The organism is Ligilactobacillus ruminis DSM 20403 = NBRC 102161 (assembly GCF_900113455.1).
In the GTDB taxonomy this organism is placed as follows: domain Bacteria; phylum Bacillota; class Bacilli; order Lactobacillales; family Lactobacillaceae; genus Ligilactobacillus; species Ligilactobacillus ruminis.
This window is the reverse complement of record NZ_FOPI01000007.1, coordinates 32,944-56,335: the sequence shown is the minus strand read 5'-3', so window position 1 is coordinate 56,335 and position 23,392 is coordinate 32,944. Positions and strand designations below refer to the sequence as shown.

General features: G+C 44.4%; 25 protein-coding genes. All 25 read left to right on the top strand.

Annotated features, from left to right (window positions below; all coding sequences use genetic code 11):
* The first annotated feature begins 6 nt into the window (after positions 1–6).
* Complete coding sequence (tgt, locus tag BMZ95_RS02655; RefSeq protein ID WP_003698860.1) at positions 7–1,152, top strand: tRNA guanosine(34) transglycosylase Tgt; 1,146 nt, start codon at positions 7–9, stop codon at positions 1,150–1,152.
* An 86-nt stretch (positions 1,153–1,238) separates the two neighbouring features.
* The gene (gene yajC / locus BMZ95_RS02650; protein WP_041820047.1) at positions 1,239–1,583 is read left to right on the top strand and encodes a preprotein translocase subunit YajC; all 345 of its coding nucleotides are present in this window, start codon (positions 1,239–1,241) and stop codon (positions 1,581–1,583) included.
* Between the two features lie 813 nt (positions 1,584–2,396).
* The gene (gene fabZ, locus BMZ95_RS02645) at positions 2,397–2,843 is read left to right on the top strand and encodes a 3-hydroxyacyl-ACP dehydratase FabZ (protein WP_014073825.1); all 447 of its coding nucleotides are present in this window, start codon (positions 2,397–2,399) and stop codon (positions 2,841–2,843) included.
* A gap of 77 nt (positions 2,844–2,920) precedes the next feature.
* Complete coding sequence (locus BMZ95_RS02640; RefSeq protein WP_014073824.1) at positions 2,921–3,361, top strand: MarR family winged helix-turn-helix transcriptional regulator; 441 nt, start codon at positions 2,921–2,923, stop codon at positions 3,359–3,361.
* Between the two features lie 17 nt (positions 3,362–3,378).
* Positions 3,379–4,359 carry a beta-ketoacyl-ACP synthase III gene (locus BMZ95_RS02635; RefSeq protein ID WP_046922757.1) on the top strand — a complete coding sequence of 327 codons (981 nt, stop codon included), beginning with the start codon at positions 3,379–3,381 and terminating at the stop codon, positions 4,357–4,359.
* 40 nt (positions 4,360–4,399) lie between these two features.
* On the top strand, positions 4,400–4,645 hold the full coding sequence (locus tag BMZ95_RS02630) for an acyl carrier protein (RefSeq protein WP_003698835.1): 246 nt from the start codon (positions 4,400–4,402) through the stop codon (positions 4,643–4,645).
* Positions 4,646–4,656: 11 nt separating this feature from the next.
* A complete protein-coding gene (locus BMZ95_RS02625) occupies positions 4,657–5,583 on the top strand; it encodes an ACP S-malonyltransferase (protein ID WP_052750377.1) in 927 nt (308 codons plus the stop codon).
* 14 nt (positions 5,584–5,597) lie between these two features.
* Positions 5,598–6,329: a 3-oxoacyl-[acyl-carrier-protein] reductase gene (fabG, locus tag BMZ95_RS02620; protein ID WP_046922758.1), complete on the top strand. Its 732-nt coding sequence runs from the start codon at positions 5,598–5,600 to the stop codon at positions 6,327–6,329.
* Positions 6,330–6,343: 14 nt separating this feature from the next.
* Positions 6,344–7,576 (top strand): beta-ketoacyl-ACP synthase II, encoded by a 1,233-nt coding sequence (fabF, locus tag BMZ95_RS02615; protein WP_046922759.1) that lies wholly within the window; start codon positions 6,344–6,346, stop codon positions 7,574–7,576.
* Positions 7,577–7,581: 5 nt separating this feature from the next.
* Positions 7,582–8,040, top strand: coding sequence for an acetyl-CoA carboxylase biotin carboxyl carrier protein (accB, locus tag BMZ95_RS02610; protein ID WP_373269328.1), 459 nt, complete (start codon positions 7,582–7,584; stop codon positions 8,038–8,040).
* A 2-nt stretch (positions 8,041–8,042) separates the two neighbouring features.
* Positions 8,043–8,471, top strand: a complete 429-nt coding sequence (gene fabZ / locus BMZ95_RS02605; RefSeq protein ID WP_014073818.1) for a 3-hydroxyacyl-ACP dehydratase FabZ — start codon at positions 8,043–8,045, stop codon at positions 8,469–8,471.
* An 18-nt stretch (positions 8,472–8,489) separates the two neighbouring features.
* The gene (accC, locus tag BMZ95_RS02600; protein ID WP_014073817.1) at positions 8,490–9,869 is read left to right on the top strand and encodes an acetyl-CoA carboxylase biotin carboxylase subunit; all 1,380 of its coding nucleotides are present in this window, start codon (positions 8,490–8,492) and stop codon (positions 9,867–9,869) included.
* Positions 9,856–10,704 carry an acetyl-CoA carboxylase, carboxyltransferase subunit beta gene (gene accD / locus BMZ95_RS02595; protein ID WP_046922761.1) on the top strand — a complete coding sequence of 283 codons (849 nt, stop codon included), beginning with the start codon at positions 9,856–9,858 and terminating at the stop codon, positions 10,702–10,704. Before accC ends, accD begins: the two co-directional genes overlap by 14 nt.
* Entirely contained in the window at positions 10,705–11,487 is a 783-nt protein-coding gene (gene accA / locus BMZ95_RS02590; RefSeq protein ID WP_003694555.1) for an acetyl-CoA carboxylase carboxyltransferase subunit alpha, read from the top strand.
* Positions 11,488–11,505: 18 nt separating this feature from the next.
* Positions 11,506–12,270, top strand: a complete 765-nt coding sequence (gene fabI, locus BMZ95_RS02585; RefSeq protein WP_014073814.1) for an enoyl-ACP reductase FabI — start codon at positions 11,506–11,508, stop codon at positions 12,268–12,270.
* Between the two features lie 533 nt (positions 12,271–12,803).
* On the top strand, positions 12,804–14,264 hold the full coding sequence (gene zwf / locus BMZ95_RS02580) for a glucose-6-phosphate dehydrogenase (protein WP_046922762.1): 1,461 nt from the start codon (positions 12,804–12,806) through the stop codon (positions 14,262–14,264).
* 663 nt (positions 14,265–14,927) lie between these two features.
* A complete protein-coding gene (dinB, locus tag BMZ95_RS02575) occupies positions 14,928–16,028 on the top strand; it encodes a DNA polymerase IV (RefSeq protein WP_014073812.1) in 1,101 nt (366 codons plus the stop codon).
* 49 nt (positions 16,029–16,077) lie between these two features.
* Entirely contained in the window at positions 16,078–17,034 is a 957-nt protein-coding gene (locus tag BMZ95_RS02570) for a DHH family phosphoesterase (protein ID WP_046922763.1), read from the top strand.
* Entirely contained in the window at positions 17,034–18,374 is a 1,341-nt protein-coding gene (locus BMZ95_RS02565) for a DEAD/DEAH box helicase (RefSeq protein WP_014073810.1), read from the top strand. Before BMZ95_RS02570 ends, BMZ95_RS02565 begins: the two co-directional genes overlap by 1 nt.
* A gap of 283 nt (positions 18,375–18,657) precedes the next feature.
* A complete protein-coding gene (alaS, locus tag BMZ95_RS02560; RefSeq protein WP_014073809.1) occupies positions 18,658–21,300 on the top strand; it encodes an alanine--tRNA ligase in 2,643 nt (880 codons plus the stop codon).
* A 164-nt stretch (positions 21,301–21,464) separates the two neighbouring features.
* Positions 21,465–21,725, top strand: a complete 261-nt coding sequence (locus BMZ95_RS02555; protein WP_041820043.1) for an IreB family regulatory phosphoprotein — start codon at positions 21,465–21,467, stop codon at positions 21,723–21,725.
* Positions 21,725–22,171, top strand: a complete 447-nt coding sequence (ruvX, locus tag BMZ95_RS02550; protein WP_004563438.1) for a Holliday junction resolvase RuvX — start codon at positions 21,725–21,727, stop codon at positions 22,169–22,171. Before BMZ95_RS02555 ends, ruvX begins: the two co-directional genes overlap by 1 nt.
* 10 nt (positions 22,172–22,181) lie before the next feature.
* Positions 22,182–22,466, top strand: a complete 285-nt coding sequence (locus BMZ95_RS02545) for a DUF1292 domain-containing protein (RefSeq protein WP_003694544.1) — start codon at positions 22,182–22,184, stop codon at positions 22,464–22,466.
* Positions 22,467–22,602: 136 nt separating this feature from the next.
* Entirely contained in the window at positions 22,603–22,854 is a 252-nt protein-coding gene (gene zapA, locus BMZ95_RS02540) for a cell division protein ZapA (protein WP_014073807.1), read from the top strand.
* Positions 22,851–23,390: a CvpA family protein gene (locus BMZ95_RS02535; protein ID WP_014073806.1), complete on the top strand. Its 540-nt coding sequence runs from the start codon at positions 22,851–22,853 to the stop codon at positions 23,388–23,390. The genes zapA and BMZ95_RS02535 overlap by 4 nt, the downstream gene beginning before the upstream one ends.
* Positions 23,391–23,392: the final 2 nt, after the last annotated feature.

Sequence of the window (23,392 nt, the reverse complement as noted above, 5' to 3'; positions counted from 1 at the left end):
TAACATATGAGTGAACCAGCTGTCAAATATCGGCTGATTAAAAAAGAAAAGCATACAGGGGCACGTTTGGGAGAATTGATCACGCCGCACGGAACTTTCCCGACGCCAATGTTCATGCCGGTCGGCACGCAGGCAACCGTCAAGTCGATGTCGCCAGAGGAACTTAAAGAAATGGGTGCCGGAGTGATTTTGTCAAACACCTATCACCTTTGGCTTCGTCCAGGCGAAGATCTTGTCAAAGAAGCCGGCGGTCTGCACAAGTTTATGAACTGGGATCGGGGAATTTTGACTGATTCGGGCGGATTCCAGGTGTTTTCCTTGGCTGAAATGCGCAACATTACGGAAGAAGGCGTTCATTTTAGAAGTCATTTGAGTGGAGAACCGCTCTTCTTGTCACCTGAAAAGGCAATTCATATCGAAAATTGCCTTGGATCTGATATCATGATGAGTTTTGATGAATGTCCGCCGTTTTTCGAATCATACGACTACATCAAAAAATCGATCGAACGTACGAGTCGTTGGGCCGAACGCGGGCTCCGCGCTCATGAAAATCCAGAGACGCAAGCCTTGTTCGGAATCATTCAAGGCGGAGGTCACAAGGAACTTCGTGAACAAAGCGCAAGAGACCTTGTCTCGCTTGATTTTCCGGGATATTCGATCGGTGGTCTTTCCGTTGGCGAATCAAAGGCTGAGATGAATCATGTTTTGGATTTCACGACGCCGCTCATTCCTGAAAACAAGCCGCGCTATCTGATGGGCGTCGGTTCTCCTGACGCTTTGATCGACGGTGCGATTCGCGGAATCGACATGTTTGACTGCGTTTTGCCGACGAGAATTGCAAGAAACGGAACATGCATGACTTCGCACGGCCGTTTGGTGGTTAAAAACGCAAAATATGCGCGCGACTTTTCGCCAATTGATGACAACTGCAATTGCTACACGTGTCGAAACTATACCCGTGCTTACGTTCGTCATCTGTTCAAGGCTGATGAAACGTTTGGACTGCGTCTTACGAGCTATCATAATCTTTATTTCCTGCTCAATCTGATGAAACAGGTGCGCCAAGCCATTATGGATGACAATCTGCTCGAATTCAGGCAGGATTTCTTCGAGCGCTACGGGTTGAACGTGGCTAATCCGAAGAACTTTTAAGTTTTGGTAAAAGCCATTAAAAGACTGGAAAAAATTCGTTATTTTTGATACAGTGTACTGTAGTATTTTTCTAAGGAGTGAATAATTTGTCATCTTCAATTTCAACAATCGTTATGTTCGTCGTTTTGATTGCTTTGATGTATTTCATGATGATCAAGCCGCAAAAAAAGCAGCAGCAACAACATCAAAAAATGTTGTCTGAGCTTAAGCCTGGCGATGAAATCACGACAATCGGCGGACTTCACGCTGTCGTTTCTGAAATCGATAAGGAAAAAGCGCTTGTCACGCTTGATTGCGACGGCGTTTATCTGGACTTCTCAAGAAACGCGATCGCACGCGTGACTAAGAAGGCTGAAAGCCAACCGACAGCAGCTGCTGAAGAAGAAAAAGCACCTGAAACAGAAGAAACAACTGAATCAGAATCCAAGTAATTCTTGGTTGCAAAAAGACCTCGTCTTGTCAGAAGGCGAGGTCTTTTTGTCATGCGTTTTGTGAATTGTCCCCCTTGTCAAGGACACCGTAAAATGTTTTTTCACAATAATTTGGAAGTTAAAAATTTTCGTTCCGTGTTTTTGGACAATGCATATTTCTTAACTCTTTAATCTGGACAACCTGTTTTTTATTAATAATGTGTTTCATTCATGGTGCAGGGGCAGAATATTTTATCCAAATTCCCTTTGTCCATGAAAATGGGACAATCATTTTTATGACTAAAAAACGTGATTGAAACAATGGATTGTGAAATTACGGTGTCTACTGTTATGGGGAGAGTATATTGCAAAAGCATTTTTTGACCGTTGATAAAAAAATCCGGTCTTGCATCATGAGCTATGTTTACATATGAACATCTATTTTCGCATAAACTTCATAATTAAAACATATATACAATAGTGCCCTTTTGATTAAAAACAGATAAGAATTTTGAATATCAAAATAGCTTAAAAATTCTTTTTTCTAAAGCGAGAATCTGTTGTCTAAATTATAGCTTATTTATCCATAATTTTTTCACTATCAATACTTTTTCTAAATGAATCTTAATAATGCATAACAATACTGTATTTATCATGATACTTTGAATAGTCAAAGCATCTTTGCGAAATTTTGAGGCAACTGAGCAAATATAAAATTGAGGAAACTCTAATCGTAGAATTAGTTTAGTTTGACACTGAATATTAAATATAATATGATTCATTCATCGAATAGTTTGATATTCGAAATAATTTGAATTAAGTGAGGTGACACGCGTGAAGGTAATGGATGCACAAGAGATCATGGACATGATTCCAAATCGCTATCCGATCTGTTACATCGATTATGTCGATGAACTCGTTCCTGGTGAAGAAATCACGGCAACAAAAAACGTAACGATCAATGAATCCTTTTTCCGTGGACATTTTCCGAATAATCCAGTCATGCCTGGAGTTTTGATCATTGAAACGCTTGCTCAGGCAGCGTCGATTTTGATTTTGAAATCTCCTGAATTTGAAAACAAGACGGCCTATTTGGGTGCCATTCATCAGGCAAAATTCCGCAAGGTAGTTCGCCCTGGTGATGTCTTGAAGCTTCACATCGTGATGGAAAAGAAGAAGTCCAACATGGGCATCGTCAAGGCTGCCGCGCTCGTTGACGGCAAGAAGGCCTGCACTGCAGAGCTGATGTTTGCTGTTTATGACAGGGATGAAAAGATTTAGTGGAAAGACCGCTTTTTATTTGTTATTATTTTGATAGTCAAAATATTTGGAAAGCAAAAAGATAGGCGGTATGAATTATGGATGAACGCAGTCAATATATCAATGATGCCCTAATTCGAATCTACAGTGATATCTTATGGATTGAAGAAAAAGAGCTGCGCAAAAGCAGGTTTAACGACTTGACGATCAAGGAAATGCATGCGATCAACGCCATTTCGATGTATGATCACAAAACGGCGACAGAGGTTGCAAATGAGCTGCACCTGACCCCGGGAACTTTGACGTCGACGATTGACCGATTGGTTAAAAAGGGTTATGTTGAGCGAATCCGCGGATTGGACGACAGACGCGTGATCAGACTCGGACTGACCAAAAAGGGGCGAGTGATGTATCGTGCTCACGATGCATTTCACCATAAGATGGTTGAGGGGTTTTTGAAAGATATCAGTCCCGAAGAAATGAAAATCGTTGAAAAGGCGATTCGAAATCTTGAAGACTTTCTGAATGAAAATTCTTAGAACAGGGTGTTTAAGAAATGAAACGTTTGAAAATTGAGGCATTGGCAAAAAGTGTTCCCGAAATGCGGGTGTCAAATGACGATTTGGCAAAATTTATCGAAACGTCCGATGAATGGATCAGCCAAAGAACAGGAATTAAAACCAGACGAGTCAGTCTTTTCGACAACACGTCCGATCTTTGTGCCAAAGCGGCAGAAGAGCTGCTTTCAAAAACGTCGACGGAGGCTTCGGAAATTGATTTGATTATCGTCGCAACGATGACTCCTGACAGTGCAACGCCTTCGACGGCTGCAATCGTTCAAGGCAAAATCGGTGCCAAAAATGCGGTTGCCTTCGATATCTCAGCTGCTTGTTCAGGTTTTGTATATGCATTGGTTACGGCAGCATCGATGCTTGATTCAAAGCATGCCAAAAAAGCTTTGGTAATTGGCGGAGAGGTGCTTTCAAAATCGCTTGACTGGAGCGATCGCACGACATGCGTCCTGTTCGGTGACGGAGCGGCCGGAGCATTGATCGATTGCGATTTTGACGGAGATTCCGCTTTGCTTGGCTACAGTTTGAAGAGCTTCGGCGAAGACAGCGATAAGCTTTCATGTCAAAAGACGCTGCCGCTTGCAAAATTTCCGCCCGAATCGAACAAGAAAACGGCAACTCCGTTTGAAATGGACGGCAGAGCGGTTTATAATTTTACGACCAAAATCGTTCCGACGGTGATTAAAGCTGCCGTTGAAGACAGCGGACTCGGGTTGGATCAGATCGATCGCTTCGTCTTGCATCAGGCAAATGAGCGAATCATCAAAGTGATTGCCAAAAAACTGCATCAGCCGTTGGAAAAATTTCCTGAAAACATTTCGGAATACGGGAATACGTCAGGGGCCAGCATCCCCCTGCTTTTAAGCGAACTTTCCGAACAAAAAGAACTTGTTCGCGGTGAAACGATGCTTCTTTGCGGATTTGGCGGTGGCCTTTGTGCTGGAGCCTGCGTGATTCGCTACTGAATTTTAAATCAATTACACATTATTTTAAGGAGAAATTATCATGACAAAAGAAGAAGTTTTAGCAAAAGTACAAGAAATCGCGGCAGAACAATTGGACGTCGACAAAGAAGAAATCGTGCTGACGGCAAATATCAAGGATGATCTTGATGCTGACAGTCTCGATGTTTTTGAAATCATGAACGAACTTGAAGACAGTTTCGATATTCAGCTTGATGCCGATGAAGGCATTCAAACGATCGGTGATGTCGTTGACTATGTTCAAAAGCAATTGGAATCAAAGGATTAAGAGGTGTTTTTTTGACAAAAGTCGGAATTTTATTCAGCGGACAAGGCGCACAAGTTCCGGGAATGGGAAAAGATTTCTATGAGAAGATTCCGGTCTTTGCCGAAACGATTGACCAGGCTTCAGAAATTTGCGGCTTTGATCTGACGGAGTGCTTTGGAAGTTCTGAAATGCTCAAGCAGACGAAGTACGTTCAGCCGGCGCTTTGCGCATTTTCTTACGGGGTTTTTAAAGCTTTGAAAAATGCAGCACCGGATCTGAACGTCGTCGGCGGAATCGGACTTTCGCTTGGCGAATATCCGGCTTTGATTGCTTCTTCAATGCTTGATTTTGAAACCGGCATGAAACTCGTGTCGAAAAGAGCAGAGTTCATGCAGGAAGACTGCGATCGTCATCAAAGTTCAATGGCTGCAATTTTGAAACCTGACGTCGAGCTTGTTGAAAAAATCTGTGCCGAAATTTCGACGGACGAAAAGCCGGTTTCGATTGCCAACTATAATTCGCCAAAACAAGTCGTCATCGGAGGCGATGATGAAGCCGTAAAAAAAGCATCAGAGAAACTGTCTGAGGAAGGCAAAATGCGCGTAGTCGAGTTAAACGTCAACGGCGCGTTTCATACGCCTTTGTTCAGGACGTCTTCTCAAAGACTTGGCGAAGTCTTAAAAGCCGTTTCGTTCAAGGACCCTGAATTTGTCATTGAAAGCAATACCGACAAGATTCCGTTCACGAAAGAAAATGCAGCCGAAATTTTGCAGCGACAAGTCATGTCGCCAACACATTTTGCTGCTTGCGTTGAAAAAATGATCAAAGATTGTGAAATTGAAACTTTTATTGAAATCGGACCCGGCGAGACGCTGTCGAAATTCGTCAGGCAAATTGATCGAAACGTTGGACGCGCCTCGGTTGAAACGCTTGAAAAAATGCAGAAATTTTCGCTTTAACGAGGAGGAAAAAGATGGATCTTAAAGGAAAAACGGTTTTTGTAACCGGATCTTCTCGAGGCATCGGTGCTGCTTGTGCGGAAGCATTTGCTAAAAAGGGTGCCAACGTTATCGTTAACGGGCGTCACGGCGTAAGTGACGAGTTGGTCAAAAAAATTGAAGCAAACGACGTCGTCTGCAAAACGATCATTGGAGACGTTTCCGTTGCAGAAGACGTCAAGAGGATGACGAAAGAGGCCTATGAGGCATTTGAAACGATTGATGTTCTGGTCAATAATGCCGGGATTACGAACGACAAGCTTTTAATCGGCATGAAAGACGAAGATTTCGATGCCGTTGTCAACGTCAATTTGCGCGGAACGTTTTTGATGACGCGTGCTTTTTTGAAGAAAATGTACAAAAAAAAGAGCGGAGCGATTATCAATCTTGCATCAGTCGTCGGATTGCACGGAAATATCGGTCAGGCAAATTATGCGGCTTCAAAAGCCGGCATAGTCGGTTTGACCAAAACTTGCGCAAAAGAGGGTGCTTTGCGCAACATCAGATGCAACGCGATTGCGCCGGGAATGATTGAAAGCGACATGACCAGTGTATTAAGCGATAAGGTTAAGGAAGAAACATTGCGAGACATTCCGCTCGAACGTTTCGGCAAGGTTGAAGAAGTTGCTGAAACGGCGGTTTTCTTGGCCGAAAATGATTATATTACGGGCCAGGTAATTCCGGTTGACGGCGGAATGACGATTTAGGAGGGAGTTAGTCCATGACAAGAGTTGTAGTTACCGGAATGGGAACAGTTAACCCTTTGGGAAACGATGTTGTCGAATTTAAGGAAAATCTGTTTGCGGGAAAGCTCGGGATTGCTCCTATTACGAAATTTGACGCATCCGAAACGGGGATTACGAATGCCGGTGAGGTCAAAAATTTTGATCCAACGTTAAGAGTCGGCAAAAAGGCCGCCAAACGGATGGATCTTTATTCTCAATATGCGGTTGACACCGCGCTTCAAGCAATTGAGGATGCGGGCATAACGGAGGAAAATACCGCATCTGAAGATATGGGGGTTATTTTTGGATCAGGCATCGGGGGACTGACGACGATTCAAGAACAAGTCATCAAGATGCATGAAAAAGGTCCGAAACGAGTTTCGCCGCTTTTTGTTCCGACAGCGATTGCAAACATGGCTGCGGGAAACATTGCGCTTAGAGTCAAGGCAAAGAATATCTGTACGTCAATCGTGACGGCCTGTTCTTCCGGAACGAATTCGATTGGCGAAGCATATCGTCAGATTAAAGAAGGCAGAGCCAAGGTAATGCTGACCGGTGGCGCCGAAGCTTCGGTAAATGAAATCGGAATTGCCGGTTTTGCGGCATTGACGGCACTGTCTGATCAAGTCGATCCGACCAAGGCTTCAATTCCGTTTGACAAGGAACGCTCTGGATTTGTCATGGGCGAAGGATCGGGCTGTCTTGTTTTGGAAGAATTAGAACACGCAAAAGCGCGCGGTGCGAGAATCATTGCCGAAATGGTCGGTTATGGCAGCACTTGCGACGCATATCACATGACAGCGCCCGATCCGACCGGGGAAGGGGCTGCACGCGCGATGAAGCAGGCAATCGATGAAGCCGGAATCAAGCCGGAAGACGTCGGATACGTCAATGCTCACGGGACGGCAACCAAAGCAAACGATGCCGGCGAAGCCAAGGCAATCAACCTGGTCTTTAAGGATTATCAGGTTCCCGTCAGCTCAACCAAGTCCATGACGGGGCATCTGCTTGGTGCCGCTGGTGCAGTCGAAGCCTGTGCAACGATTCTTTCCTTGCAAAATGGCAAGTTACCTGTCAATATAGGAATGACGACTCAAGACGAAGAGTGTAAAGTTAACATTGTAACAAAAGATAAAGAATCAGCCCCTGATCTTGAGTATGCGATCAGCAACTCATTAGGCTTTGGCGGGCACAATGCCGTTGTGGCGTTCAGAAAATGGAGTGAATAATTTTGTTGGACTTTAATGATATTCAAAAATTAATGGATGAATTCAACGGTTCTGACATGCGTGAACTGGAAATCACCAGCGAGGGGTTTCACATTCATTTAAGCAAGAATGAAGTTTCTTTCGAAAAACCTGCGATTGCCAAAGCAAGCAGCGAAAAGCCGGCAATCGAAGCCGTTGAGGACGTTTCCGCTTCGGAAAAAGGCAAAGCGTCTGAAAAAGATGACGGAAAAGCAATCAAGGCCCCAATGGTCGGGACGATCTATCTTAAACCAGAACCGGACAAAGATCCGTATGTGACTGAAGGAATGCGCGTTCACAAGGGTGACATCGTCTGCATCATCGAGGCAATGAAAATGATGACCGAAATCAAAAGCGACCTTGATGGAGTTATTTCTGAAGTTCTGGTCGAAAACGAAGATCTTGTCGAATTCGATCAGCCATTATTTAAAGTTACGGAGGGATAGGCATGGTTGTTTTAGATTCAACACAAATTCAAAAAATCATCCCTCATCGATATCCGATGCTTTTGATTGACCGCGTCGATGAGCTTGAACCTGGTAAAAAGGCGGTCGCAACGCGCAACGTGACGATTCATGAAGAAGTGTTCAACGGACATTTTCCTGACAATCCGGTCATGCCTGGCGTATTGATCGTTGAGGCGCTTGCTCAGACCGGAGCCGTTGCATTGCTTTCGATGCCTGAATTCAAGGGCAAGACGGCTTATTTTGGCGGCATTCGTCAGGCAAGGTTCAGAAAGGTCGTCCGTCCCGGCGATACGCTGAGACTTGAGGTTACGCTAGACAAAATCAGAAACAACATAGGGACGGGCAAGGCTGAAGCAACGATTGACGGCAAAAAGTGCTGCAGCGCGGAGCTGACGTTTATGATCGGATAACAAGAGGTAGGTAAAGCGATGTTTTCAAAAGTTTTAGTAGCCAATCGCGGCGAAATTGCGGTTCGGATCATTCGCTCTTTAAAAGAGCTCGGGATAAAATCGGTGGCAATCTACTCAACCGTTGACCGTGAGAGCCTGCATGTTCAGCTGGCTGATGAGGCCGTTTGCGTCGGCTCGGCCAAACCGCAAGATTCTTATTTGAACATGAAGAATATTTTAGCGGCGGCAATCGGGACCGGGGCTCAGGCAATTCACCCCGGATTTGGTTTTCTTTCTGAAAACAGCCGTTTTGTCGAGATGTGTGAAAGCTGCGGAATTACTTTCATTGGCCCGAAATCAGAGACAATTTCACTGATGGGGAACAAGGCCAATGCCAGAATCCAGATGCAGCAAAGCGGCGTTCCCGTTATTCCGGGGAGCGAAGGCTTTATCGACAACGTTGAAGAAGCCAGAAAAATCGCCGAAAAAGTCGGATACCCGGTTTTGCTGAAAGCAGCGGCCGGTGGCGGCGGCAAGGGAATCAGAAGGGTCAATAATGAAGAAGAGCTTACGAATGCTTATGAAGAGGCACGGCGTGAAGCTTTGAGCGCATTCGGCGATTCCAGGATGTATCTTGAAAAAATCATGGAAAACGTCAAGCATATCGAAGTCCAGGTCTTCAGAGACGAATTCGGTCATTCCGTGTATTTCCCGGAACGCGACTGTTCGATTCAGCGAAACAAACAAAAGATGATTGAAGAAAGTCCATGTTCTCTCGTTACGCCCGAGCAAAGAAAACAGCTTGGCGAGATTGCGGTTCGTGCGGTCGATGCGATCGACTACAGGAATACCGGAACGATCGAGTTTTTGATGGACAAGAATCACAGATTCTATTTTATGGAAATGAATACCAGAATTCAGGTTGAACATACCGTAACCGAGATGGTGACAGGCGTTGATCTTGTCAAGGCACAAGTCAGGGTTGCTTCGGGAGAACCGCTTCCGTTCAGGCAAGAAGACATCAAACTGTTGGGCAGCGCGATCGAATGCCGCATCAACGCTGAAGATCCTGCTAAAAATTTCATGCCGTCGATCGGCAGAATCAACTACTTGTACTTCCCGGTCGGAAACCTGGGGATGAGAATCGATTCCGACCTTTATGCCGGGACAGAAATTTCTCCTTATTATGATTCGATGATTGCCAAGGTGATTGCTCTTGGACATGATCGCCATGAAGCGGTCGAAAAAGTCAAACGCCTGTTGTCGGAAATGATTATTTCAGGCATCACGATCAACCGCGATTTCCATCTGGCAATCTTAGAGGACCCTGAATTTTTGAGCGGAAAGACGACGACCGATTATTTGGAACGCGTCTTTTTGCCAAAATGGAAGCGAAGTGAAAAGAATGCAACTGTTTAATGAATTAAAGACGTTGGGACAAAGACACGTTAAAGCTGATAAGAAGGCAATGGCAAAGGTTCCTGACGGAATGTGGATCAAATGTCCGAAATGCGGACATCCGATCTACCACAAAGATTTTGATTGTTACAAAGAATGCCCCGAATGCAGCTATGGCTTTCGAATAAGAGCCAAAGAACGGCTGTCATGGCTGGTTGATGAATTCGAGGAAACGGACGGCAATCTTCAAACGACAGACCCGTTGAACTTTCCTGATTATGATGAAAAGCTTGCCAAGGGAAAGAAGAATTCGTGGATAAATGAATCTGTTTTGAGCGGAATCGCAAAAATCAACAAGCAAAAATTTGCGCTCGGAATCATGGATCCTTACTTCGTAATGGGGTCGCTCGGGACCGTTGCCGGAGAAAAATTGACGCGTCTGTTTGAAACAGCTATTTCACAAAAGCTTCCGGTGGTTGTTTTTACGGCCTCTGGCGGTGCCAGGATGCAGGAAGGAATTTTTTCCTTGATGCAAATGGCAAAGGTTTCCCAAGCAGTTAAAAAACACGGCGATTGCGGCTTGCTGTATGTCAGCGTGCTGACGGATCCGACAACGGGAGGCGTGACGGCGAGCTATGCGATGCAAGGCGATATTATTTTGGCTGAGCCGCATGCTTTGGTCGGTTTTGCCGGCAAGCGGGTAATTGAGCAAACGATGCACCAAAAGATTCCCGATGATCTTCAAAGCGCTGAAACGTTGCAAAAAAACGGCTTTGTTGATGCCATCGTCAAACGGCATGATGAAAAACAGCTGCTTGAAAAAATTCTGATGATGCACGAGAGAGCGGGTGAGTAATTGAAATTAAAAAAAGATAAAACGGCCGCTCAGATCGTTGCCTTGTCGAGGGCACCGGAAAAAATCACGACTCCGGAACTGATAAAGGGCTTGTTTGCAGATTTTATCGAATTTCACGGTGATCGCAATTATCAAGATGATCAGGCAATCGTAGCCGGCATCGGAACGTTCAAAAAAAAGCCGGTGACGATAATTGCGACCGATAAAGGCGTTTCTCCCAAGGAACGCATTGCTAAAAATTTCGGCTGCCCGTCTCCTGGTGGCTACAAAAAGGCGCTGCGTTTGGCAAAACAGGCAGAAAAATTTAATCGACCGGTGATTGCATTTGTCAATACGTCTGGTGCATATCCGGGCAGGAGCGCAGAGGAACACGGGCAAGGTGAAGCGATTGCACGCAATCTGCTGGAATTTTCAACCTTGAAAGTACCGTTTGTCACGGTTATCTTTGGCGAAGGCGGAAGCGGCGGAGCATTGGCCCTTGCTTGCGGAGACGAGGTCTGGATGCTTGAAAACAGCATGTATTCCGTTTTGTCTCCTGAAGGTTTTGCCTCGATTCTTTGGAAAGACAGCAGGAGAAGCGATGAAGCCTGTGAAATCATGCAGCTTACGCCCGCATCCTTGCTTAAAAATGACGTGATTGAAGGAATCATTCCTGAACACCGTAGCCATCGTCAAACCATTGCCGAAATTGCAAAAGTATTAGATGAAAGACTGCAAAAACTTGAAAAATTAACGCCGGAACAGCTGCTCAGCAAGAGGCATTCGCGTTTCCGGAAATTTTAGAGAAAGAGATGAGTTAAAGTGGGAAATTTGTTGGAAGGCAAAAAAATTCTCGTGATGGGCGTTGCAAATCGTCGTTCGATTGCATGGGGCTGTGCTTCAGTCATGCAGGAACAAGGCGCTCAATTAATTTACACGTACCAAAACGAACGTTTGAAAAAGAGTCTGCTCAAACTTGTTGGCGATGAAGAACGCTTGGTTGAATGCGACGTTTCAAGCGATGAAAGCATTCAGGCGGCTTTTTCAATCGTCAAGGAACGTTTCGGCACGATCGACGGCATTGTTCATGCGATTGCATTTGCCCCTAAACAGGAGCTTGAAGGCAACATTTTGAATTCCACTCGTGCTGGTTTTGCTCAAGCATTGGACGTTTCAAGCTATTCCTTTTTGGCCGTTGCAAAGTTTGCGGTTGAAAAAGAACTTCTTAATGAAAATGCAAGCCTTGCGACTTTGACGTACATGGGTTCGACTCGTGCCATTCCAAGCTACAATACGATGGGAATCGCAAAAGCTGCTCTTGAGGCTGAAATGCGTTATATGGCACGCGATCTCGGTGCGCAAGGAATCAGGGTCAATGCGATTTCGGCGGGAGCCGTTAAGACTTTGGCCGTTACGGGCATCAAAGACCATTCAAAACTGCTCGATATGTCGCAAAATCGCGCAGTTGACTGCGTTTCAGTGACAACGTCGCAAATAGGCGGGATGTGCGCATTTTTGATGAGCGATCTTTCGACAGGCGTCGTCGGAGACGTATTATACGTGGATAAGGGCGTTCATTTGATTTGATTATGTCTAGCCGGAAATCCCGTGACTTTAATCATGGGATGGATAGACATAATGTGTTCTAATAATTATAGACAGCGAACAGCTTGGCAATTGCATCATGTACGAGTTGGCTGTCTATGACTGTATCGTCTCTATGGCAACCTGGGGACATAAAAGACATTGGTAATTAGACGACCGCTGCTTGATTACGGCTTCGACTGGTCAGACAAGTTGTTTGTATCTATGTAAATTGTGGTCTGAAATCCGTTAGGGTTCATATCTCACAAGCCGCTGACTTTAAATCGGTGGTGGTTGATAAAATGATTCAGATAATCAGAATTGTATGCGGAGCCGAGTTTTTCTTGGCTCTTTTTTGAACATCGAAAGGCAAAATCCTTGTTAAAATCTGTTCAGATTAGTAAAATATAGATTGTGGTACCTTGAGATAAAACAAAAAGGCAGATTGAAGGACTCAAGTCAAAATTTTGAAAGAAGGGAGCGCGGGATACCGTGGTTCACCACGCCTCGTATTGGGGCATCTCGCCCAGATATCAATGAATAATACTGAACAACAGGCACTGTTTATCATTTTTGGCGGAACGGGGGATTTGGCACAAAGGAAATTGTACCCGTCGCTTTTTAATTTGTATAAGCGCGGCTATTTGAAAAACCACTTTGCCGTTATCGGAACGGCCCGCCGCCCTTGGACGGATGAACATTATCATGAAGTAATCAAAGAATCAATCGCAGATTTGTCAGATGATGAAGAAAAGGCCAATGATTTTGCAAGTCATTTCTATTATCAATCGCATAACGTAAATGATACGAATCATTATGTCACGCTTCGAGATCTGGCAGACAAGCTTGATGAAAAATACGGCTTATGTGGAAATCGCCTGTATTATCTGGCAATGTCGCCGCGCTTTTTCGGGACGATCTGCGAGCACTTGAAAACGCAGGAAATCATTACGAAGAACGGTTATAATCGAGTTGTTGTCGAAAAACCGTTTGGTCATGATTATGAAAGCGCCAAGGCTTTGAACGATGAAATTGGTTCCGTTTTTCCTGAACGGGACGTTTTTCGAATCGATCACTATCTCGGCAAGGAAATGGTGCAGAATATTTTGGCGGTTCGCTTCGGAAACAGCATGTTCAATGCGATGTGGAACAATCGTTATATCAGCAATATTCAGATTACTTTGAGCGAAGCACTCGGCGTTGAGGAACGTGCCGGGTATTATGAAACATCCGGTGCGTTGCGCGATATGGTTCAAAATCATATTTTGCAGATTGTGACGCTTTTGACGATGAATGCGCCTGTTTCTTATTCTGCAGAAGATATTTCAAGAGAAAAGATCAATGCGTTAAAATCCTTGAAGGTTTACAATGCTGATGAGGTCAAAAAAAATTTTGTCAGGGGACAATACGGCAGTGACGCTGGATTGAAAGCATACCGAGATGAAGATCAGGTTGCGTCTGATTCGATGACGGAAACGTTTGTTGCCGGCAAGCTTGCAGTTGAGAACATGGATTTTGCCGGTGTGCCGATTTATATCAGAACAGGCAAGCGCATGAAAGAAAAGGCAACCAGAATCGATGTCGTCTTCAAGCAGATGCCGGTGGTAGTTTTCAAAGACAGCTGTCTTAAAAGCGATGTTTTGACGATCAACGTCGATCCCGAACCAGGAATTTCGATTCAGCTGAATACCAAAAAGGTCGGACAAAACTTTGATACTGAATCGATTGACATCGGATACAGTCTCAGCGATGAGCAAAAAGCGGAGATGCCTGAAGCCTATGAACGCTTGATTTTGAATGCCCTTCGCGGCGAAACGATGAATTTTGCTCGTTGGGACGAACTTTCATATTCATGGAAGTTTCTTGATTCGATCAGAAAAGCTTGGGACGATGAAGATCTTTCGGTTGACGCTTTTCCGAATTACGCATGCAAGACGATGGGACCGAAAGCTTCCGACGAATTGCTTGAAAAAGACGGAAATCATTGGGAATTTTAACAGTTCTTTCAGTCAGCTAAAAATAGTTTACAAGAGACATCGGATTTGTGGCCGTGATGCTTGGAAAAACTCTTCCTTAAAAGCCCGGATGATTTGCAGCCAATTGCAAATCTCATCCGGGCTTTCGCGTATGCATGACAATCGTCTGCCATGGTGGAAATAAGAAAGAGTCTGTTTTCATTTTCGTGTATCAAAACGTTCTGTATGCAATCGAAGGAAGTTCGAGGGGGAGCTGCATTTTACGGGCAGATCTCAAAAATCAGACTTTTGCCCATGACTATGATTTAGCGCAGCCTCGAAAGTAGATAAAAACTGGGATAAATGTCTCATTTTTGTCTATCTGCTATCCCAAACTGTTCAGGCTTTTACGGACAAATTTCAAGAATCGCCGTTTGGCCCGTAACTGATGGCTTGGCATATTGATTGAGCAGGAAATGCTCAGCACTGTATTTGACAAAAAAAGTTTGTTTTCATGTATCAAAATTGAAAAAATGCTAGACAAAGCAAGTCGCAAATCGATCGTCTTCGTTCGGTATTTCGTTTAATTCCGGCGGGGAGAAGGACGTTTCCCCAGGCTAGACTCGGTTTAAGGATCCGGCACATATGTTTGCTTTTTTGAGCGGAATTAATGTATAATTAAAATAACGGACAGGGGGGATTTTCATGGCTCGCAAAATCATTCATGTCGATATGGATTGTTTTTATGCCTCGATTGAAGTAAGAGACAATCAAAAATTGGCAGGCAAGCCGGTGGTGATTGCAAGAGACCCTAGACATTCAGGCGGCAAAGGGGTCGTTTCAACGGCTAATTATGTTGCAAGATCTTTTGGAGTTCATTCTGCCATGAATGCGAACGAGGCATTGAATCTTTGCCCGGATGCCGTTTTCGTGCCGCCGGACTTTAAGAAATATCGCCAGGTTTCAAAAGAGATTCATGAAATTTTCCATGAATATACTGATAAGGTTGAGCCAATTGCATTTGATGAAGCGTATCTTGACGTGACGGAGTGCAAGCTTGGCTTTAAATCGGCAACGATAATCGCGCACCGGATCCAGCAAGAAATTTTTGAAAAGACAGGCCTGACCTGTTCGACCGGAATATCTTATAATAAATTTTTGGCCAAGCTTGCTTCCGATTATGCCAAGCCGGTCGGGATGACGCTTGTCAGAGAAGATGAGGCACTGGATTTTTTATTGCCGTTAAAAATTGAAAAATTCAGAGGCGTCGGCAGAAAAACCGTGATCAAAATGCATGAGCTGGGAGTTTATAACGGTTATGACCTTTACGGGCTTTCGGAACTGGATCTGATTCACTATTTCGGTAAAATGGGACATTTTTTCTATGAGCAGGTCAGAGGAATTGACGACAGAGAGGTTGAATGGCAAAGAGAACGCAAATCTTTTGGAGTTGAACGGACTTTTAACATGCCGCTTGTTTCAAATGAAGAAATAGATGAGCAGCTCAAATGGACGGCGCAAAAATTGGCAGATGATCTGACACGGGCGCAAAAACATGGCAAAACATTGGTAGTCAAGGTTCGAAACTCTGAATTTGAAACAAAAACCAAGCGGCTGACTTTGGCTGATTACTTTCAAAACGATGCGACGATGATTGCGTATTACGGGCGCCAATTGCTTGACGAACTTTATTCTGAAGGCGAGTCAATTCGTTTGATGGGACTTTCGATGACGTCAATCGATTCAATCGAGTATGAAAACATCGCTTTGGATTTGTTTGGCCGAAACGACGTGCATAATGACTAAAAGACATGTTATACTGAATAGTTGGCAACAGAATGCGAGGAACGTAATCATGACAATCGAAGAAAAAATTATCAATAAAATTAAAGAATTCGACAAAATAATCATTCATCGGCATCAAAATGCAGATCCTGATGCCTTGGGATCTCAAGGTGGATTGGCTGAAGTCATCAAAGCGGATTTTCCCCAAAAATCGGTCAAAGTCGTTGGTGAAGACGTCAAAGGACTAAAGTGGATCCTGACTGAAGACGAAGTTTCGGACGAGGAGTACGCGGATGCGCTGGTAATCGTGACAGATACCGCAAATACTCCGCGGATTGACGATGAAAGATATGATAAAGGAACATGCCTGATCAAGATTGATCATCATCCAAATGATGATGCATACGGAGATATTCTTTTGGTCAGACCCGAGGCATCCAGCTGCTCCGAAATCATCGTTGATCTAGTCAATGCTTCTGACGGCGAACTCAGCTTGACGAAAGAAGCCGCAAGGAGACTTTATGCGGGCATTATCGGCGATACGGGCAGGTTCATGTATGATTGTACTACGCCGCACACGATGCGGGTTACGGCTCAATTGCTGGAACAAGGAATCGATGCTGCGCTGGTGAACCGTAAAATGGATGAAATCAACGAAGCTGAAGCAAAACTTTCAGCTTATGTCTACCAAAACCTTCAAATCACGAAACATCACGCCGCATACGTCATCATTAAAAATGCGGTTTTATCAGAATTGGGTGCAGAGGACAGCGGAACTGCGCACGTTGTTTCGCTTCCTGGGAGAATTGAAGGAATTGCCTGCTGGACGATTTTTGTCGAGCAGGAAGACGGAACGTATCGATTGCGAATTCGTTCCAAAAAACCCGTAATCAATGAACTGGCCAAAGAATACGGCGGCGGAGGCCATCCGTTGGCAAGCGGGGCCAGGTTGGAAGATGCAAGCGGAATTTTGGAATTTGTTGAAAAGCTTGATGACGTGGCCGCAAAATACACGGAGGAAAAATAATGACACAAACATTTGCGCAATTTGGGTTTAAGCCGTTTATCAATGCGGCTTTGAAGGAAATCGGCTTTAAAGAACCGACAGAAGTTCAGGCACGCCTGATTCCGATGATTTTAAAAAGGCGAAGCGTTGTCGGACAGTCTCAAACGGGAAGCGGCAAGACGCACACTTTTCTGTTGCCGATTTTTCAAACGATTGATCCGGAACTGACGGAAGTTCAAGCAGTCATTACGACTCCTAGCCGTGAATTGGCATATCAAATTTATGATGCTGCCAAGCAAATTGCAAAACACAGCGAAAAAGAAATACTGGTTCACAACTATGTTGGCGGAACGGATAAACAGCGCCAGATCGAAAAACTTGAACACAGGCAGCCGCAAATCGTCATCGGAACTCCTGGACGCGTGCTTGATTTGATGAAATCACAAGCACTTGACGTTCATAATGCCTCCGTTTTGGTGGTTGACGAGGCTGACATGACGCTTGATCTTGGCTTTTTGAAGGAAACGGACGCAATAGCTTCTGCGATGCCAAAAGAGTTGCAGATGATGGTCTTTTCAGCAACGATTCCTGATAAGCTCAAGCCGTTTTTGAGAAAGTACATGACGGATCCGATAGTTGAAGTCGTTGAGAATAAAAACGTCATCAGTCCGACAATTGACAATTGGCTGATTTCAACCAAGGGGCGCGACAGAAATCAGTTGATCTATCAGCTTTTGACGATGGGTCAGCCTTATTTGGCGCTGGTCTTTGCGAATACCAAGGAACGCGTGGATGACTTGACGAGATATTTGCGTTCGCAAGGATTGCGAGTTGCAAAGATTCATGGCGGAATTCCGCCAAGAGAACGCAAAAGAACCATGCGCGAAATTCAAAATATGGAATATCAATTCGTAGTGGCAACGGATTTGGCGGCTCGCGGAATCGACATTGAAGGAGTTTCTCAAGTCATCAATGACGATATTCCGGAAGATCTTGAATTCTTTATCCATCGCGTCGGCCGAACGGGGCGCAACGGCATGGAAGGAACGGCGATTACGCTGTATGCTCCAAGTGAAGACAAGATGATTGCCGAATTGGAAAACCTTGGCATTTCTTTTGAAGAAAAGAAACTTTCAAACGGAGAACTCGTCGCTTCTTATGATCGCAATCGTCGTTTCAAGCGCAGAACAAGGAGTAATAAGCTTGATCCGAAAATTGTCGGAATGGTTAAAAAAGAAAAGAAGAAACGCAAGCCTGGCTATAAAAACAAGATTAAACGCGCAATCAAGCGTGATGAGCAGCAAAAACGCAAACTTGCGCGCAGACAAGAAATGCGCAATGCCAGAAGGGGAAACAGGTAGTTTTAAACGTTACTTGACATTTTGGCGAATATTTTCTATACTTTGAAAAGTAATCGGGATATGTCTGAATGCATTTCACGTCTAAGAGAGGACTTGGGAGGTGTGAAAGTCCGTCTGAATCATTTGGATGCTCCCCGATGATGAATTACGAATAAAACGTGCTCACGTTAATTGAGCAATTAAGAGGTAAACGATTAAGCATCGTTGCAATCGGGGTGGTACCGCGCAGACAGCGTCCCCGTTGGCAACGGTGTTTTTTGCTTTCAGAAAGGATTTTTTAACGATGAAGGAATTATCTAGCGCACAAGTGCGTCAAATGTATCTGGATTTCTTTAAGGGCAAGGGTCATGATGTGATGAAAAGTGCCCCGCTCATACCGCATGACGATCCGACGCTTCTTTGGATCAATTCAGGCGTTGCGACAATGAAAAAGTATTTTGACGGAACGGTCGTACCAAAGAACCATCGCATCACGAGCTCGCAAAAATCAATCAGAACGAACGATATTGAAAACGTCGGGCATACTGCCCGCCACCATACGCTGTTTGAAATGCTCGGAAACTTTTCCGTTGGTGACTATTTCAAAAAAGAAGCCATTACTTGGGCATGGGAACTTTTGACAAGCGAAGAATGGTTTGCCATGGATCCTGAAAAACTCTATGTGACGGTTTATCCAAAGGACGACGCTGCTCGTGAATGCTGGAAAGAAGTCGGCGTCGAAGACAGTCATATTTATGAAGCAGAAGACAACTTCTGGGATATCGGCGAAGGCCCATCAGGTCCTGATTCTGAAATTTTCTATGATCGCGGTCAAGAAATGAACAACGTTTCAGAAGATGATCCTGAAAATTATCCTGGCGGAGAAAATGAACGCTACCTCGAGATTTGGAACATCGTGTTTTCTGAATTTAACCATAAACCGGACGGAACCTATGAACCGCTTCCGCATAAAAACATTGATACGGGCATGGGGCTTGAACGTGTCGTTTCCGTCTTCCAACATGCCAAAACAAACTTTGAAACGGATTTGTTCATGCCGATTATCGATGAGACGGCCAAGATGGCAAAAGGAGACGTTCATTACGGCGACGATGCCGAAAAGGACATTTCGTTCAAGGTTATTGCAGACCATGCGCGTGCCGTGACGTTTTCAATCGGTGATGGCGCGCTTCCTTCAAACGAAGGACGCGGCTACGTCATTCGTCGTCTGATTCGTCGTGCCGTCATGCACGGCCAAAAACTTGGCATTGAAGGAGCATTCCTCTACAAACTTGTTCCAATCGTCGGCAAAATCATGGAATCCGCATATCCTGAAGTTTTGGAACAGTCCGAGTATATCCAAAAAGTCATCCGTAACGAAGAAGATCGCTTCAATGAAACGCTCAAAGACGGTGTTGGTCTGCTTGAAGACCTTATTTCTGAAACAAAGGCAAAGGGCGAAACGAAACTTGCCGGAGCGGGCGTTTTCAAACTCTATGATACTTATGGATTCCCGTTGGAGTTGACAAAAGAAATTGCAGCCGATCAAGGTCTTGATGTCGATAAAGCAGGCTTTGACGAAGAAATGCAAAAACAAAAGGAGCGTGCAAGATCTGCCCGCGGCAATGCAAAGTCGATGGGCGTTCAAAACGGATTGCTGACCGACATTAAAACGCCAAGCGAATACGTTGGTTACGAAAAACTTGCCGCAGATGGAATTTTGAAAGATATTATCGTTGACAACAAGCTTGTTAACGTCGTTTCTGAGGGCGAAGCACAAGTCATCTTTGACAAGACGCCGTTTTATGCCGAAATGGGCGGACAGGTTGCCGATAAAGGCATCATCAAAAATGAAGACGGAAAAGTCGTGGCTGAAGTCAAGGACGTTCAGCATGCGCCTAACGGTCAAAACATGCACACGCTCAGGGTTTTGGCAGAAATGAAGAAAGATGCGAAATATCGCCTGGAAGTAAACGTTGAATTCCATGACAAGGTCAAGAAGAATCATACGGCGACTCATTTGCTTGATCAGGCTTTGAGGGACGTTTTAGGCGAACACACGCATCAGGCCGGATCGCTTGTTGAGCCAAACTATTTGCGTTTCGATTTCACCAAGATGGGAGCAACGACTCCTGAAGAACTTGAAAAAGTTGAAAAAATCGTTAACGAAAAAATTTGGGCAAACATGCCTGTCGAAACGGTCGTGACGGATATCGAATCGGCCAAAAAGCTTGGCGCGATTGCACTCTTTACCGAAAAGTACGGGGACACCGTGCGCGTTGTCAAAGCAGGCAATTATTCAATGGAATTTTGCGGAGGCAATCACGTTGAAAATACGAACGAAATCGGTTTGTTCAAGATTGTTTCCGAATCAGGAGTTGGCGCTGGCGTTCGCCGAATCGAAGCCGTGACGTCAAAAGAAGCATTTGAGTATTTGGAACGTCGCAACGTTCTTCTGAAAGAAACCGCAGCTGAAATGAAAGTTGCGCAAATCAAGGAAGTTCCGCACAAAGTTCAAGGATTGCAGGAGCAAATCAAAGAGCTTGAAAATAAGGTGTCTGCACTTGAAGACAAGTTTGCAAGTCAACAGGCAAAAGATGTCTTCAAGAATGTTCAAACGGTTGCCGGCAAGACTCTGATTGCTGCTACGGTTAAAGTTTCCGGCATGAACCAGTTGCGTTCTTTGGCAGATCAATGGAAAGAAAAGAGTCTTTCAGACGTTCTTGTCTTAGGTTCTGCATCCGGTGACAAGGTCAACTTGATCGTTGCTGTTTCTGATGATGCCATCAAGTCCGGAATCAAGGCCGGTGATTTGATTAAGGCGATTGCTCCGCTTGTCGGCGGTGGTGGCGGCGGTCGTCCGAACCTCGCACAGGCCGGTGGCAAGAAGCCTGAAGGATTGCCTGAAGCGTTGAAGGCAGCAGAAAAGTGGCTTGCTGAAAAATAGTCATTTAAAGGGACAGGGTCAAACCTGGCCCTTTTTTGTGATATTTATGTAAGTGCTTTCCAAAATTCTGATTACGATTCGTTTACAATAAGATTTATTGATTGTGACATTCTGAATTGTTTAGTAAAATATAATTGATGAATAGATCCGCGGAGGTGTTAAAGATGAGTTCGTTGGATAAGACAATGTACTTCAATTTTGAAGATAATAATCAAAAAGATGTTCGTGAGACGCTTGAAACCGTCTATGATGCTTTAGAAAAAAAGGGATACAACCCGATCAATCAGATCGTCGGCTATCTTCTTTCGGGTGACCCGGCCTATATTCCGCGGCTCAATGATGCCCGAAATCTAATCAGAAGACATGAGCGTGATGAGATTATTGAAGAATTGGTACGTTCATACCTTGATAAGGAGGAGAAATAGTGGCGCGACTAATGGGACTTGACGTTGGTTCGAGGACGGTCGGCATAGCCGTCAGCGATGAGCTTGGTTGGACTGCGCAAGGTGTTGAGATCATCAAAATCAACGAGGAAGAAGCAATTTTTGGGATTGAGCGAGTCAAAGAACTTGTTGAAAAATATGATGTTTGCGGTTTTGTTTTGGGACTTCCGAAAAACATGAACAATACGCTCGGTCCGCGGGCAGAGGCTTCAAAGGCATACGGAGAGCTTTTAATTGAAACGTTCGGCTTGCCGATTGATTTTCAAGATGAGCGATTGACGACCGTCGAAGCCGAAAGGATGCTGGTTGAGCAAGCTGATGCTTCAAGAAAAAAACGCAAGAAAGTTATCGATAAGCTGGCAGCAAGTCTTATTTTGCAAAATTATTTGGATGCTTCCGGAAAACTTTTGGCAGAAATTAAGAAATGAGGTAACGTGCATGAGCGCATATGAAGAACAATATATTACTGTATCAGATGACAACGGCAATGAAACGCTTTACGAAGTTTTGTTCACGTTTGATTCTGAGGATTACGGCAAGTCATACATTTTGTTGATTCCTGCCGGTTCGGAGCCGGGAGATCAGGTTGACGTTCTTGCCTATTCCTTTGATTCCGAAGCAGAAGGCGAAGATGTTGATTTGAATGAAATCGAAAGCGATGAAGAATGGGACATGGTCGAAGGTGTTTTGGACACGTTTTTGAATGACGAGAACATGCAATAAAAATTTGAGCGAGGGTCAATGTTGGCACTCGCTTTTTTTACGGGCATTGAATTTCGCATTCGCACAGTGGTTGTGATAAAATTAAAAGTGGTATAGCCTGAAGGGCTTTGTGATAATATTTTATGAGGTGAAATCGATGTCTGATATGAAGAGACGGTTCAAGATTAAGCTTGGCGGAAACGAATATACGATTATCGGAAACACGACCCCCAAAAAGATGGATGCGGTTTCCAGACTGCTTAATGAGCAATTGGCAGAGATTTCCAAACAGATGCCGTCATTATCAACTGAAAAAGCGGCAATACTTTTGGCAATCAATGCAATGTCAGATTGTCTTGAAAAGCAGGAAGAACTTGATAGATTAAGGGAAGAGAAAGGAAGCAAATGAGCGTTTCGCTGATTATTGTTTTATTGCTGATAATCGCATATCGTGCAGGAGCCAGGAGGGGATTGGTTCAAACAATCGTGAATGTCGTCGGTTACGTTGCGGTCGCCTTTGCTGCCGGCTATTTAGCACATGAGTACGGACCCTGTTTTGCAGAAAAAATGCCTCAGATTGCTAATGAAGGAAACGGTTTTTTAGCAGTTGCCGGGATTAATCTCAACAGTTCATTTTATCAGATTATGCTGTTTTGGATCTTTACAATCGGTTTAGGAATCGTTTTTCGTATGATGTCTGGTTCAATCGGAATTTTTGCGAAAATACCGGTCGTTTCATCGGTTAATCGGATTTTGGGCGGATTGGCATCATTTTTAATGATGTATGCCGTCATCTTTTTTGCATTGCTTTTCGCTGCTTCTTGGCCAAATGCAAGGGTGAGAAATTCAATCGATGACTCAACGATCGCAAGGTTTATTTTGAACAAGACGCCTGGTCTGTCCGAAAAAATAATTTCCGATTGGCTTCCGATAAAAGACGTCTGATT